Raw genomic sequence first — 14,070 nt, 5'->3', positions numbered from 1 at the left:
TTGGTTTGGACCGTGGGGAGAGTCTCGACGGCGACCATGGCGGCGCCGTGCGGGGAATGTGGAGAGCGTGTGGAGTTTGTGTGGAGGGCTCGCCCGGATGGCCCGCCCCGGAAACAAGAAGGCCGGGCATTTGCCCGGCCTTCCTGCATCTCGTCGAAATCAGACCTTGCTGCGCTCGTAGCGCTTGCGGTCGTTCTCGTTGAGCATTTTCTTGCGCAGGCGGATCGACTTCGGCGTCACTTCCACCAGCTCGTCGTCGGCGATGAATTCCAGCGCCTGTTCCAGGGTGAAGCGGATCGGCGGAACCAGGGCGATGACTTCGTCCTTGCCGGAAGCGCGCATGTTGTCGAGCTTCTTGCCCTTGGTGGGGTTGATCACCAGGTCGTTGTCACGGCTGTTGATGCCGGCCAGCTGGCCTTCGTAGATCTCGTCGCCCGGGCCGAGGAACAGTTTGCCGCGGCTCTGCAGGGTTTCCAGCGAGTAGGTCAGCGCGGTGCCGGTGGCCATGGAGACCAGTACGCCGTTCTGGCGGTTGCTGACTTCGCCGGCCTTGATCGGACCGTAGTGGCTGAAGGTCGAGGTCAGGATGCCGGTACCCGAGGTCAGGGTCAGGAAGTTGTTGCGGAAGCCGATCAGGCCGCGCGCCGGGATGGTGTATTCCAGGCGCACGCGGCCCTTGCCGTCGGGGATCATGTTGGTCAGATCGCCCTTGCGCAGGCCCATCTGCTCCATCACCGAGCCCTGGTGCTGCTCTTCGATGTCGATGGTGACGTTCTCGTACGGCTCCTGCTTCTCGCCGTCCTTCTCGATGATCACCACTTCCGGACGGCCCACGGCCATCTCGAAGCCTTCGCGGCGCATGGTCTCGATCAGTACCGAGAGGTGCAGCTCGCCACGGCCGGAGACCTTGAACTTCTCGGCGGACTCGCCGGCCTCGACGCGCAGGGCCACGTTGTGCAGCAGCTCCTTGTCCAGGCGGTCCTTGATGTTGCGGCTGGTGACGAACTTGCCTTCCTTGCCGGCGAACGGCGAGTCGTTGACCTGGAAGGTCATGCTCACGGTCGGCTGGTCGACGGTCAGCGGCGGGCGCGCCTCGACGTTGGCCGGGTCGCACAGGGTGTCGGAGATGAACAGCTCGTCCATGCCCGAGACGCAGACGATGTCGCCGGCTTCGGCGTCGGCCACTTCCACGCGCTGCAGGCCGGAGTGGCCCATGATCTTGAGGATGCGGCCGTTGCGCTTGCTGCCGTCGTCGCTGATCGCGACCACGGGGGTGTTGGCCTTGATCCGGCCACGGGCGATGCGGCCGATGCCGATCACGCCGAGGAAGCTGTTGTAGTCCAGCTGGGAAATCTGCATCTGGAACGGGCCGTCGACGTCGACCTGGGGTGCCGGGACGTGGTCGATGATGGCCTGGAACAGGGCGTCCATGTTGTCGTCCATCTTCTCGTGGTCCATGCCGGCGATGCCGTTCAGGGCACTGGCGTAGACGATCGGGAAGTCAAGCTGCTCGTCGCTGGCGCCGAGGTTGTCGAACAGGTCGAAGATCTGGTCGATGACCCAGTCGGGGCGAGCGCCCGGACGGTCGATCTTGTTGACCACGACGATCGGACGCAGGCCGGCCTTGAACGCCTTCTGGGTCACGAAGCGGGTCTGCGGCATGGGGCCGTCCTGGGCGTCGACCACCAGCAGCACGGAGTCGACCATCGACATCACGCGCTCCACCTCGCCACCGAAGTCGGCGTGGCCGGGGGTGTCAACGATGTTGATGTTGTAGCCGTTCCACTTGATGGCGGTGTTCTTCGCCAGGATGGTGATGCCGCGCTCTTTTTCCTGGTCGTTGGAGTCCATCACGCGCTCGGATTCCGCCTCTTTGCGGTCGAGGGTGCCGGACAGTTTCAGGAGTTTGTCCACCAGGGTGGTCTTGCCATGGTCGACGTGGGCGATGATGGCGATGTTGCGCAGTTTTTCGATCACGATGTCGTCTCGATTAGGGATTCGGTGTCGGCCGCGCACTCTACGCGGCCCGCATGAACGGGGAATTAAGGGCGCTGGTCGGGAGGACGCCGGCGGCGCACCTCGGCGAGACGACGCGCCGCTCTAGCGCGGGCGGTAGACGCGCACATTGGCATGTCCCTCGCTGAGCAGGTGGTGGGCGTGCAGGCGGCTCATCACGCCCTTGTCGCAATACAGCAGGTACTGGCGGCTCTCATCCAGTTCCTTGAAGCGGTTGTTCAGCGCGTAGAACGGCAGGGCCTGCACTTCGACGCCGGCAAGCACGAGCGGCTCGTCCTCGGCGGCGTCCGGGTGGCGGATGTCGATGACGATCTGCCCGGCCAGGGCCTCGGCCACTTCCTCGACCTGCAGGTCCTGGCCCAGTTCGTCGATCACCTTGTCCACGGTCACGCGCTTCGCGCGCTCCAGGGCGCGCTCGAGGATGGCCATGTCGAAATGGGTTTCTTCATGCTCGATGCGGCCGGGCTTGGCGCGGGTGGTCGGGTTGACCGAGATCACGCCGCAGTACTCGGGCATGTTCTTGGCGTACTCGGCGGTGCCGATGGCGGTGGCGGTGTCGATGATGTCCTGCTTGTGCGCGGCGATCAGCGGACGCAGCACCAGGGTGTCGGTGACCGCGTCGATCACCGAGAGGTTCGGCAGGGTCTGGCTGGAGACCTGGCTGATCGCCTCGCCGGTCACCAGCGCGTCGATGTTCAGCTCGGCGGCGATGCGGCTGGCGGCGCGCAGCATCATGCGCTTGAGCACCACGCCCATCTGGCTGTTGTCGACCTTGCCGAGAATCTCGCCGACCACTTCCTCGAACGGCACGCTGATGAACAGCACGCGGTGCGAGCTGCCGAACTTCTGCCACAGGTGGTGGGCCACTTCCATCACGCCCAGCTCGTGGGCACGGCCACCGAGGTTGAAGAAGCAGAAGTGGGTGAGCAGGCCGCGACGCATCATCTGATAAGCAGCGACGGTGGAGTCGAAGCCGCCGCTCATCAGCACCAGGGTCTGCTCGATGGAGCCCAGCGGGTAGCCGCCCAGGCCCTCATGCTGGGCGTGGACGATCAGCAGACGGTCGTAGCGCACCTCGAAGCGCGCCTCGACCTCGGGGTTCTTCAGGTCGATGCCGGCGGCTCCGCACTCGCGGCGCAGGCGGCTGCCGACATGAGTGGCGAGTTCCATCGAGGTGAAGTCATGGGTGTTGCCGGCGCGCTTGCAGCGCACGGCGAAGACCTTGCCGGCCAGCTGGGCACCAAAATGGGCCCGGCACTTCTCGAAGGTGTCGTCGAAATCCACGTAGGGATATTCGTGCACTTCGAGGAAGTGGGCGATGCCCGGCATGCTGCGCAGGCGCTCGAACATCTCCTGCTGGGTCTTGCGCTCGCTCACCTGGCTGACCAGGTCCAGGTTGTCCCACTCCCCTCGCACGTCCAGCGCCGGGTCCAGATCGCGCAGCACCGTGCGGATGTTCTTCGCCAGCTGGCGGATGAACTGCTTGCGCACCGGCCGGCTCTTGATGGTGATTTCCGCGAAGGGTTTGACGATGAGTTTCATGGGGAAAACGAGCGCAGGAAGGCGGGCCTAAAAACAGGGGCGCGGATTATAGCGGAAATTGCTCAAGCTTTGACCAAAAACAATATCCGCCGCCAAATAGCACCAAAAAGAGGCACAAAGCATTTTCAGGGCACCCATTCGGTGCATAAAACCGCTCAAAAAATCGCCACAGGCCGCGTACCCCCTGACTTTCAGGCCTCCAGCCCATTCCGGGGCACTGGCATGCAATTTGCTCCCTTGTGAGGCAGCCTGGCCTGGCGGACCATCCCGCCCGGCTTTGCCCCGATTCCGGGAGGCCGGCACAGCCGACCCCCATCCACCTGGAGGACACCATGTCGAAGTCGCTTCAACTGATTAAAGAACACGACGTGAAGTGGATTGATCTGCGCTTCACCGACACCAAAGGCAAGCAACAGCACGTGACCATGCCGGCACGCGACGCCGACGACGATTTCTTCGAATTCGGCAAGATGTTCGACGGCTCCTCCATCGCCGGCTGGAAAGGCATCGAAGCCTCCGACATGATCCTGCTGCCGGACGACAGCACCGCCGTGCTGGACCCGTTCACCGAAGAGCCGACCCTGATCCTGGTCTGCGACATCATCGAGCCGAGCACCATGCAGGGCTACGATCGCGACCCGCGCGCCATCGCCCGCCGCGCCGAGGAATACCTGAAGTCCACCGGCATCGGCGACACCGTGTTCGTCGGCCCGGAGCCGGAGTTCTTCATCTTCGACGAAGTGAAGTTCAAGTCCGACATCTCCGGCTCCATGTTCAAGATCTTCTCCGAGCAGGCTTCCTGGAACACCGACGCCGACATCGAGTCCGGCAACAAGGGCCACCGTCCGGGCGTGAAAGGCGGCTACTTCCCGGTTCCGCCGGTCGACCACGACCACGAAATCCGCACCGCCATGTGCAACGCCCTGGAAGAAATGGGCCTGGTCGTGGAAGTCCACCACCACGAAGTGGCCACCGCCGGCCAGAACGAGATCGGTGTGAAGTTCAACACCCTGGTCGCCAAGGCCGACGAAGTGCAGACCCTGAAGTACTGCGTGCATAACGTCGCCGATGCCTACGGCAAGACCGTGACCTTCATGCCGAAGCCGCTGTACGGCGACAACGGCTCGGGCATGCACGTGCACATGTCCATCTCCAAGGATGGCAAGAACACCTTCGCTGGCGAAGGCTATGCCGGCCTGTCCGATACCGCCCTGTACTTCATCGGCGGCATCATCAAGCACGGCAAGGCGCTGAACGGCTTCACCAACCCGTCGACCAACTCCTACAAGCGTCTGGTCCCGGGCTTCGAAGCCCCGGTCATGCTGGCCTACTCGGCCCGCAACCGCTCCGCCTCGATCCGCATCCCGTACGTCAACAGCCCGAAAGCCCGCCGCATCGAGGCGCGCTTCCCGGACCCGGCCGCCAACCCCTACCTGGCCTTCGCCGCCCTGCTGATGGCCGGCCTGGACGGCATCCAGAACAAGATCCACCCGGGCGATGCCGCCGACAAGAACCTGTATGACCTGCCGCCGGAAGAGGCGAAAGAGATCCCGCAGGTCTGCGGCAGCCTGAAAGAGGCCCTGGAAGAGCTGGACAAGGGCCGTGCGTTCCTGACCAAGGGCGGCGTATTCTCCGACGACTTCATCGATGCCTACATCGAGCTGAAATCGGAAGAAGAAATCAAGGTGCGCACCTTCGTGCACCCGCTGGAATACGACCTGTACTACAGCGTCTGATCCAGCACCGGCCGCATCCGCGGTCCGCTTGAAAGAGGCCTCCTTCGGGAGGCCTTTTTTATGGCTGTGTCATCGTTGATCGTCGGTTGTTGCACCCCTTGTGGGAGCGGATTTATCCGCGAATGTCGCGGCCAATCAGAATGCCGCCCAGGCGCCCCCACGAAAGCAGGAGTGCGCCACCAACCCGTCACGGGAAGAGGCGCCGCGCGAGAACGCCCGCTATCGCGCCGATCGGCTAGACTCACCGGCAACACCAGCCATCAAGGACAGCCCATGCGCCATCTCCTCTGGCTCCTGCTCGCCGCCCTCCCGGTGCTGCCCGCCCAGGCCGGCAACACCAATTGCAACGACGTCCACGACCGCGACCTGCGGCGCATCTGCGAGGCCGTGAAGAGCGGCAACAGCCGGGATTGCCGCGATATCGACGACCGCGATACCCGACGCTATTGCCGCGCACTGCTGGAGGAAACACCGCGGACCACCTGCGACGATATCCACGACCGCGACGCCCGGCGTCACTGCAACGCCGTCAGCAGCGGCAACGCCTACGAATGCGAAGACATCGACAACCGCGACATGCGCCGCCAGTGTCGTGCGCTGGTCAACCATTCGTCTTCGGAGTGCGAGGGCATCGACGACCGCGACATGCGGCGCCTCTGTCGAGCGGCCTTGTCCGACTAGCCGCACGGGCCACGCACGACCGGACCGTACGGGCGCGCCAGGCGCAGATAGTTACCACGCCGTGCGACGCAGCTCCCGTTAAGCACCGCTGCGCTTGCCAGCACGAGGCGGCAATGCAACGCTTAGGGCCTGTTCGCGAGCTTTCGAGCCAGAACCGCTATCGATCTGGGACGGATTCGCGAAGCACATGAACGAGCGGCCCGGGCCCGAGCGACACTGCGTTGCACGGCGGCATGGCCGACAATCGAGAGATCGTAGAAAGCTCCTGGAGCCTCTTCCACAGGGATATCGCACATGCGCCTGCTCACCGCCTGCCTGCTCTGCACCCTGGCCCTGCCCGCCGCGGCGCAGATCTACAAGTACACCGACTCCAACGGCAACACCGTCTTCACCAACCAGCCGCCGGAAGGCCAGAGCGCGGAATCCGTCGACCTGCCGCCGACCAACACCGTGGAATCGCAGAAGCCGGTGGCCAGCGAGCCGCCGATGAAGCCCGAGGAATCCCAGCAGAACCAGCAGGCCTACAGCCGCCTCGAAGTGACCGGCGTGCCCACCGAGGAAGCCCTGCGGGCCAACAACGGCAGCTTCATCGTCGGCGTGGCGATAGAGCCCAGGCTGCAACCCGGCCACAGCCTGCGCCTGCTGATGGACGGCCAGCCCTATGGGCAACCAACCAACGTGCCGCGCCTGCAGGTGACCAACGCGGACCGGGGCGAACACACCCTGGCCGTGGAGGTCCTGGCCGGCAACCAGCCGATCCAGCAGAGCGGCAGCGTCACCTTCACCGTGCAGCGCATCAGCGTGAACAGCCCTGCCCGTGCGAAATAGTCCGCGCACGCGCCAGCTGTTCATCTGCCTGCTGCTCGGCCTGGCCCTGCCCGCCAGCGCCGGGGTCTACACCTACATCGACGCCGACGGCAACCGGGTCTTCACCGACCAGCCGCCCTCCGAGAAGGCCGAGCGCATCGAGCTGGCGCCCAGCAACGGCATGACGGCCCCGCAGACGCCGGTGCAACGCCCGCAGGTCTATGCCGCGCCGCGCACCGAACCGGCCTACGACGTGCTGCGCATCCTGTTTCCCGAGCCCGACGCGACCGTGCGCGATGGCGCCGGCAGCCTGATTGTCACCGCCAGCAGCGAGCCCGGGCTGCACGACGGCCATAGCTACCGCCTGCTGCTGGACGGCAAGCCTATGGGCGAGCCTGGGCGCAGCCCGGTGTTCCCCCTGGAGAACATCGACCGGGGCACCCATCAGCTGTCCGTGGAAATCCTCGACGCCAAGGGGCGCATCGTCGAGCGCACCCCGGCGCAGCCGTTCCACATGAAGCGCATCACCCTGGCGGACAAGCGCCGGACCAACCCCTGCAAGAAGGACGACTGGGGCGTGCGCCCCGAGTGCCCGCTGAAGGACAAGCCCGCCGATCCGCCGAAGGACATCCCCTTCGTCCCCTTCATCTGAGCGGCACGCGAACGCACCAAAAAGGTGCGTATGCGCGCACTCATTTCTACACTCTCCCCGTTTTGGTTCATTCCTGATCCGGGCGACTGCGCCGAAACGCACCCTCCATGGCCCTGAGCGGGGGCTCCACGCGCCTTTTCGGAGCCTTGGTTTGCTTTTTGCATTTTCAGGGTTCAACTGCGGAAGCCGCCTATGACCATCAACGACGCCCTGCACCGCCTACTGCTGGACAACCTGACCACCGCGACCATCCTGCTCAATGCCGAGCTGCGCCTGGAGTACATGAATCCGGCCGCCGAGATGCTGCTGGCGGTCAGTGGCCAGCGCAGCCACGGGCAGTTCATCAGCGAACTGTTCACCGAGTCGCCGGAAGCGCTCAGCTCGCTGCGCCAGGCGGTCGACCACGCACACCCCTTCACCAAGCGCGAGGCCATGCTCACTTCGCTGGCCGGCCAGACCATCACCGTCGACTACGCGGTGACGCCCATCCTCAACCGCGGCCAGACCCTGCTGCTGCTGGAAGTGCACCCGCGCGACCGCCTGCTGCGCATCACCAAGGAAGAGGCCCAGCTGTCCAAGCAGGAGACCACCAAGCTGCTGGTGCGCGGCCTGGCCCACGAGATCAAGAATCCGCTCGGCGGTATCCGCGGCGCGGCCCAGCTGCTGTCGCGCGAGCTGCCGGAGGAGAGCCTCAAGGATTACACCAACGTGATCATCGAAGAGGCCGACCGGCTGCGTAACCTGGTCGACCGCATGCTCGGCTCGAACAAGCTGCCGTCGCTGGCCGTCACCAACATCCACGAGGTGCTGGAGCGGGTCGCCAGCCTGATCGAGGCCGAGGCCCAGGGCAGCATCACCCTGGTGCGCGACTATGACCCGAGCATCCCGGACGTGCTGATCGACCGCGAGCAGATGATCCAGGCCGTGCTCAACATCGTGCGCAACGCGCTGCAGGCGCTGTCCAGCCAGAGCGACCTGCGCCTGGGTCGCATCAGCCTGCGTACCCGCACCCTGCGCCAGTTCACCATCGGTCACACCCGCCACCGCCTGGTGGTGAAGGTGGAGATCATCGACAACGGCCCGGGCATCCCGCCCGAACTGCAGGAAACCATCTTCTACCCCATGGTCAGCGGCCGCCCCGACGGCACCGGGCTGGGCCTGGCCATCACCCAGAACATCATCAGCCAGCATCAGGGCCTGATCGAATGCGAGAGCCACCCGGGCCATACCGCGTTCGCGATCTTCCTGCCCCTGGACCAAGGAGCCGCACAGTCATGAGCCGCAGTGAAACCGTCTGGATCGTCGACGACGACCGCTCCATCCGCTGGGTCCTGGAAAAGGCCCTGCAACAGGAGGGCATGACCACCCAGAGCTTCGACAGCGCCGATGGCGTGCTCACCCGCCTGTCCCGCCAGCAGCCGGACGTGATCATCTCCGACATCCGCATGCCGGGCGCCAGCGGCCTCGACCTGCTGGCGCGCATCCGCGACATGCACCCGCGCCTGCCGGTGATCATCATGACCGCCCATTCCGACCTGGACAGCGCGGTGGCCTCCTACCAGGGCGGCGCCTTCGAGTACCTGCCCAAGCCGTTCGACGTGGACGAGGCGGTGTCCCTGGTCAAGCGCGCCAACCAGCACGCCCAGGAGCAACAGGGCCTGGAGGCTCCGGCCTCGCTGGGCCGCACCCCGGAGATCATCGGCGAGGCGCCGGCGATGCAGGAGGTGTTCCGCGCCATCGGCCGCCTCAGCCATTCCAACATCACCGTGCTGATCAACGGCGAGTCCGGCACCGGCAAGGAGCTGGTCGCCCACGCGCTGCACCGCCACAGCCCGCGCGCGGCGTCGCCATTCATCGCCCTGAACATGGCGGCGATTCCCAAGGACCTGATGGAGTCCGAGCTGTTCGGCCACGAGAAAGGCGCCTTCACCGGTGCGGCCAACCAGCGCCGCGGTCGCTTCGAGCAGGCCGACGGCGGCACCCTGTTCCTCGACGAGATCGGCGACATGCCCGCCGACACCCAGACCCGCCTGCTGCGCGTGCTGGCCGACGGCGAGTTCTACCGGGTCGGCGGCCACACCCCGGTCAAGGTGGACGTGCGCATCATCGCCGCCACCCACCAGAACCTGGAGTCCCTGGTGCAGGCCGGCAAGTTCCGCGAGGACCTGTTCCATCGGCTGAACGTGATCCGCATCCACATCCCGCGCCTGGCCGACCGCCGCGAGGACATCCCGACCCTGGCCCGCCACTTCCTCGCCCGCGCCGCCCAGGAGCTGGCCGTCGAGCCCAAGCTGCTCAAGGGCGAGACCGAGGACTACCTCAAGCACCTGCCCTGGGCCGGCAACGTGCGCCAGCTGGAGAACACCTGCCGCTGGATCACCGTGATGGCCTCGGGGCGCGAGGTGCACATCGACGACCTGCCGCCGGAGCTGCTGACCCAGCCCCAGGAAAGCGCGCCGGCCGCCAACTGGGAACAGGCCCTGCGCCAGTGGGCCGACCAGGCCCTGGGCCGCGGCCAGTCCAGCCTGCTGGACAGCGCCGTGCCGGCCTTCGAGCGGATCATGATCGAGACCGCCCTCAAGCACACCGCCGGCCGCCGCCGCGACGCCGCCGTGTTGCTGGGCTGGGGCCGCAACACCCTGACCCGCAAGATCAAGGAACTGGGCATGAAGGTCGACGGCGGCGACGATGACGACGGCGAGGACTGAAGCCCCCCTCTCCCCTTGGGAGAGGGGCTGGGGGTGAGGGCGCCATAGGCAGCTCGGAGCGGCCTGGAAAAACCTCACCCCGGCCCTCTCCCAAAAGGAGAGGGAGTAGGGTGCGCCGCGCGCACCGCCGCAAAGGCGACGCACCCTGCGTGACCGCGACGCGGGTTTCTCCCGCCCTACCGGCTATCCTCTGAACGAAAGGTCAACAAAATGGTGCCTCGGTGGCGCCATGCGCCGTCTTCTCCGGCAGACCAACCCACTTTCCGGCGGGTAGCCGTTCGCCCATGTCATCGCTGAGCCACACCCTGCGCCATCTCTGGGCGCGCGAGAAATTTACCTACGGCGTGCGGGTGTTCATCGCCCTGGCCGGGGCCATGGCGCTGTGCTGGTACCTGGAGCGCGTCTCCCTCGTCATCCCGCTGTTCCTCGGCTGCATCGCCAGCGCCCTGGCCGAGAGCGACGACCACTGGCGCGGCCGCACCCAGGCGCTGCTGGTGACCCTGGCCTGCTTCGGCGTCACCGCGATCTCGGTGCAGCTGCTATTTCCCTACCCCTGGCTGTTCGGTGGCGGCCTGGCCCTGGCCGCCTTCGCCATGACCCTGCTCGGCGGCATCGGCGAGCGCTACGCGGCGGTGGCCCAGGCCACCCTGATCCTGGCGATCTACACCGCCATCGGCCTGGAACACCGGAGCGGCGCGGAAGGCAGCTTCTGGCAGGAGCCGCTGCTGCTGATCACCGGCGCCGCCTGGTACGGCGTGCTGGGCATCATCTGGAGCGCGCTGTTCAGCCAGCAGCCGGTGCAGCAGTCGCTGTCGCGGGTGTTCGACGAACTGGGCGCCTACCTGCGCCTGAAGGCCTCGCTGTTCGAGCCGGTCAAGCAGCTGGACGTGGAGGCCCGCCGCCTGGAGCTGGCGCGGCAGAACGGCCGGGTGGTGACCGCGCTGAACCTGGCCAAGGAAATCATCCTCAACCGCATGAGCCGCAAGCGCAGCGGGCAGAAGACCAACCGCTACCTCAAGCTGTACTTCATCGCCCAGGACATCCACGAGCGCGCCAGCTCCTCGCACTACCCCTACAACGCCCTGGCCGAGGCGTTCTTCCACAGCGACGTGATGTTCCGCTGCGGCCGCCTGCTGAGCCAGCAGGGCAAGGCCTGCCAGGCCCTGGGCCGGGCCATCCGCCTGCGCCAGCCGTTCGACTACAACGACAACAGCCAGGCCATGGCCGACCTCGACGCCTCCATGACCTACCTGCGCGAGCAGCACAACCCGGCCTGGCGCCGCCTGCTGCGCTCCCTCGGCGCGCTGGCCAGCAACCTCGCCACCCTCGAGCGCAAGCTGTCCAGCGCCAGCAACCCGGACGCCCTGGCCGACGAGCAGGACAGCAGCCTGCTCGACCGCTCGCCGCAGACCTTGCGCGACGCCTTCGAGCGTCTGCGCCAGCACGTCACCCCGACCAGCCTGGTGTTCCGCCACGCCCTGCGCCTGTCCATCGCCCTGCTCGCCGGCTACGGCCTGCTGCACTGGATCCACCCGCAGCAGGGCTACTGGATCCTGCTGACCACCCTGTTCGTCTGCCGGCCCAGCTACGGCGCCACCCGCCTGCGCCTGGTGCAGCGGGTCAGCGGCACGCTGGTCGGCCTGGTGCTGGGCTGGGCGCTGATCCGCCTGTTCCCCGACCCCATGCTGCAGTCACTGTTCGCGGTGGCGGCCGGGGTGCTGTTCTTCACCCACCGGGTCGACCGCTACACCCTGGCGACCATCGCCATGACCCTGGTGGTGGTGCTCTGCTTCAACCAGATCAGCGACGCCTACACCCTGCTCTGGCCGCGCCTGGTGGATACCGTGCTGGGCACGGTGATCGCCGGCCTGGCGGTGTTCCTGATCCTGCCGGACTGGCAGGGACGCAAGCTCAACCAGGTGCTGGCCAGCACCCTGAGCAGCAACAGCCGCTACCTGCTGCAGATCATGCAGCAGTACGAGTCCGGCGCCCGCGACGACCTCAGCTACCGCCTGGCCCGGCGCAACGCGCACAACGCCGACGCGGCGCTGTCCACCACCCTGGCCAACATGCTGCTGGAGCCCGGCCACTTCCGGAAGGACGCCGAGACCGGCTTCCGCTTCCTGGTCCTGTCGCACACCCTGCTCAGCTACCTGTCGGCCCTCGGCGCGCACCGCGCGTCGCTGGCCGACGACGCCAGCGACGCCCTGCACGACCGCGCCGTGGCCCACATCAGCCAGAGCCTGGACACCATCGCCGCCGGCCTGCAGACGGGCCAGCCGATCGCCGTCTACGACGAGACCGACCAGACCCTGGCCGAGGAACTGGAGCAGCTGCCCGAGGAAATGGACGAGGGGCACCGCCTGGTGCAGGTGCAGCTCGGCCTGATCTGCCGCCAGCTGGCGCCGCTGCGCACCCTCGCCGCGCACCTGCAGAAAGGCCGGACGCAGCAGGCCGAAGCCAAGGTGGCCTGACCGCACCGAATCGCGGGTTTCACCCGCCCTACCCGGCTGACTCCCTCTCCCCTTGGGAGAGGGTTGGGGTGAGGGGGCTATGGGCAACTCCGAGTAGCCTGGGAAATCCCTCACCCCCAGCCCCTCTCCCAGAGGGAGAGGGGAGCGCCGCGCACTTTCCGCTAGAATGCGCGGCTCCACGACTCACCGAGGCTCCACCGTGTCCTTCTTCCCGGTCATCATCATCGGCGCCGGCGCCGCCGGCCTGATGTGCGCGGCCCAGGCCGCCGCGCGCGGACGCCAGGTCCTGCTGCTGGACCACGCCAACAAGCCGGGCAAGAAGATCCTCATGTCCGGCGGCGGGCGCTGCAACTTCACCAACATGTACTGCGAGCCGGCCAACTTCCTGTCGCAGAACCCGCACTTCTGCAAGTCGGCGCTGGCCCGCTACACCCAGTGGGACTTCGTCGAACTGGTGGTGCGCCACGACGTGCCCTACCACGAGAAGAAGCTCGGCCAGCTGTTCTGCGACCGCAAGGCCAGCGACATCCTCAACCTGCTGCTGGCCGAGTGCGACGAGCATGGCGTCGACCTGCGCCTGGAGACCTCGGTCGAGACCATCACCAGGCTTGATGCCGGCTACGCCCTGCGCACCAGCGCCGGCGAGTTCGCCTGCCAGTCGCTGGTGATCGCCACCGGCGGCCTGTCCATTCCCACCCTCGGCGCCACCGGCTTCGGCTACCAGGTGGCCAGGCAGTTCGGCCACAACCTGCTGCCCACCCGTGCCGGCCTGGTGCCCTTCACCATCACCGAGCCACAGCTCAAGACGCTATGCGGCGAGCTGTCCGGCACCTCGGTGGAGGACTGCGTGGTGAGTTGCAACGGGCAGAGCTTCAAGGAGAACATCCTGTTCACCCACCGCGGCCTGAGCGGACCGGCGATCCTGCAGATTTCCTCCTACTGGCAGCCGGGCGACGCCATCGAGATCGACCTGCTGCCACACATCGACCTGCCCGAGTGGCTGGCGACGCAGCAGCAGGAGCGCCCCAACAGCGAACTGAAGACCCTGCTCGCCGAGCTGTTCACCAAGAAGATGGCTGGCCTGCTGGCCGAGCAGTGGTTCGTCAGCAAGCCGCTCAGGCAGTACACCCCGGCGGAACTGGAAGCGGTGGCGCACAAGCTGTCCGCCTGGACCTTGGTGCCTGCCGGCACCGAGGGCTACCGCACCGCCGAGGTGACCCTGGGCGGCATCGACACCCGCGAGGTGTCGTCGAAGACCATGGAATCGCAGAAGTCGCCGGGCCTGTACTTCATCGGCGAGGTGCTGGACGTGACCGGCCACCTGGGCGGCTTCAACTTCCAGTGGGCCTGGGCCTCGGCCCATGCGGCCGCGCAGTACGTCTGATCGGCCATGACGCGGGTTTCACCCGCCCTACGGCCGTAGGGTGCGCCGTGCGCACCTGGGATTCGTCGGT

Annotated in this window: 10 protein-coding genes; 8 read left to right on the top strand and 2 right to left on the bottom strand. The window is 66.5% G+C overall.

Annotation, left to right across the window (positions count from 1 at the left end):
* Positions 1 to 159: 159 nt before the first annotated feature.
* Both typA and thiI read right to left on the bottom strand, forming a co-directional pair.
* Complete coding sequence (gene typA, locus N7640_RS16240) at positions 160 to 1,977, bottom strand: translational GTPase TypA (RefSeq protein WP_220813768.1); 1,818 nt, start codon at positions 1,975 to 1,977, stop codon at positions 160 to 162.
* Between the two features lie 123 nt (positions 1,978 to 2,100).
* The gene (thiI, locus tag N7640_RS16235) at positions 2,101 to 3,558 is read right to left on the bottom strand and encodes a tRNA uracil 4-sulfurtransferase ThiI (RefSeq protein WP_279904587.1); all 1,458 of its coding nucleotides are present in this window, start codon (positions 3,556 to 3,558) and stop codon (positions 2,101 to 2,103) included.
* A gap of 332 nt (positions 3,559 to 3,890) precedes the next feature.
* On the opposite strand from thiI, the gene glnA reads away from it, so the two are divergent.
* From glnA to N7640_RS16195, 8 genes are all read left to right on the top strand, one after another.
* Positions 3,891 to 5,294, top strand: a complete 1,404-nt coding sequence (gene glnA / locus N7640_RS16230; protein WP_220813766.1) for a glutamate--ammonia ligase — start codon at positions 3,891 to 3,893, stop codon at positions 5,292 to 5,294.
* Between the two features lie 273 nt (positions 5,295 to 5,567).
* Entirely contained in the window at positions 5,568 to 5,975 is a 408-nt protein-coding gene (locus N7640_RS16225) for a hypothetical protein (protein ID WP_220813765.1), read from the top strand.
* 294 nt (positions 5,976 to 6,269) lie between these two features.
* On the top strand, positions 6,270 to 6,803 hold the full coding sequence (locus N7640_RS16220; protein WP_220813764.1) for a DUF4124 domain-containing protein: 534 nt from the start codon (positions 6,270 to 6,272) through the stop codon (positions 6,801 to 6,803).
* A complete protein-coding gene (locus N7640_RS16215) occupies positions 6,793 to 7,434 on the top strand; it encodes a DUF4124 domain-containing protein (protein ID WP_279904588.1) in 642 nt (213 codons plus the stop codon). Before N7640_RS16220 ends, N7640_RS16215 begins: the two co-directional genes overlap by 11 nt.
* A gap of 192 nt (positions 7,435 to 7,626) precedes the next feature.
* Positions 7,627 to 8,712, top strand: coding sequence for a nitrogen regulation protein NR(II) (gene glnL, locus N7640_RS16210; RefSeq protein WP_220813762.1), 1,086 nt, complete (start codon positions 7,627 to 7,629; stop codon positions 8,710 to 8,712).
* Positions 8,709 to 10,142, top strand: coding sequence for a nitrogen regulation protein NR(I) (gene ntrC / locus N7640_RS16205; protein ID WP_220813761.1), 1,434 nt, complete (start codon positions 8,709 to 8,711; stop codon positions 10,140 to 10,142). The genes glnL and ntrC overlap by 4 nt, the downstream gene beginning before the upstream one ends.
* A gap of 284 nt (positions 10,143 to 10,426) precedes the next feature.
* The gene (gene yccS, locus N7640_RS16200; protein ID WP_279904589.1) at positions 10,427 to 12,616 is read left to right on the top strand and encodes a YccS family putative transporter; all 2,190 of its coding nucleotides are present in this window, start codon (positions 10,427 to 10,429) and stop codon (positions 12,614 to 12,616) included.
* Between the two features lie 199 nt (positions 12,617 to 12,815).
* Entirely contained in the window at positions 12,816 to 14,000 is a 1,185-nt protein-coding gene (locus N7640_RS16195) for an NAD(P)/FAD-dependent oxidoreductase (protein WP_279904591.1), read from the top strand.
* Positions 14,001 to 14,070 lie beyond the last annotated feature (70 nt).

The sequence above is a fragment of the Pseudomonas sp. GD04015 genome, from assembly GCF_029837675.1.
Classification (GTDB): domain Bacteria; phylum Pseudomonadota; class Gammaproteobacteria; order Pseudomonadales; family Pseudomonadaceae; genus Aquipseudomonas; species Aquipseudomonas paralcaligenes.
This window is presented reverse-complemented; position numbering and strand designations above follow the sequence as displayed.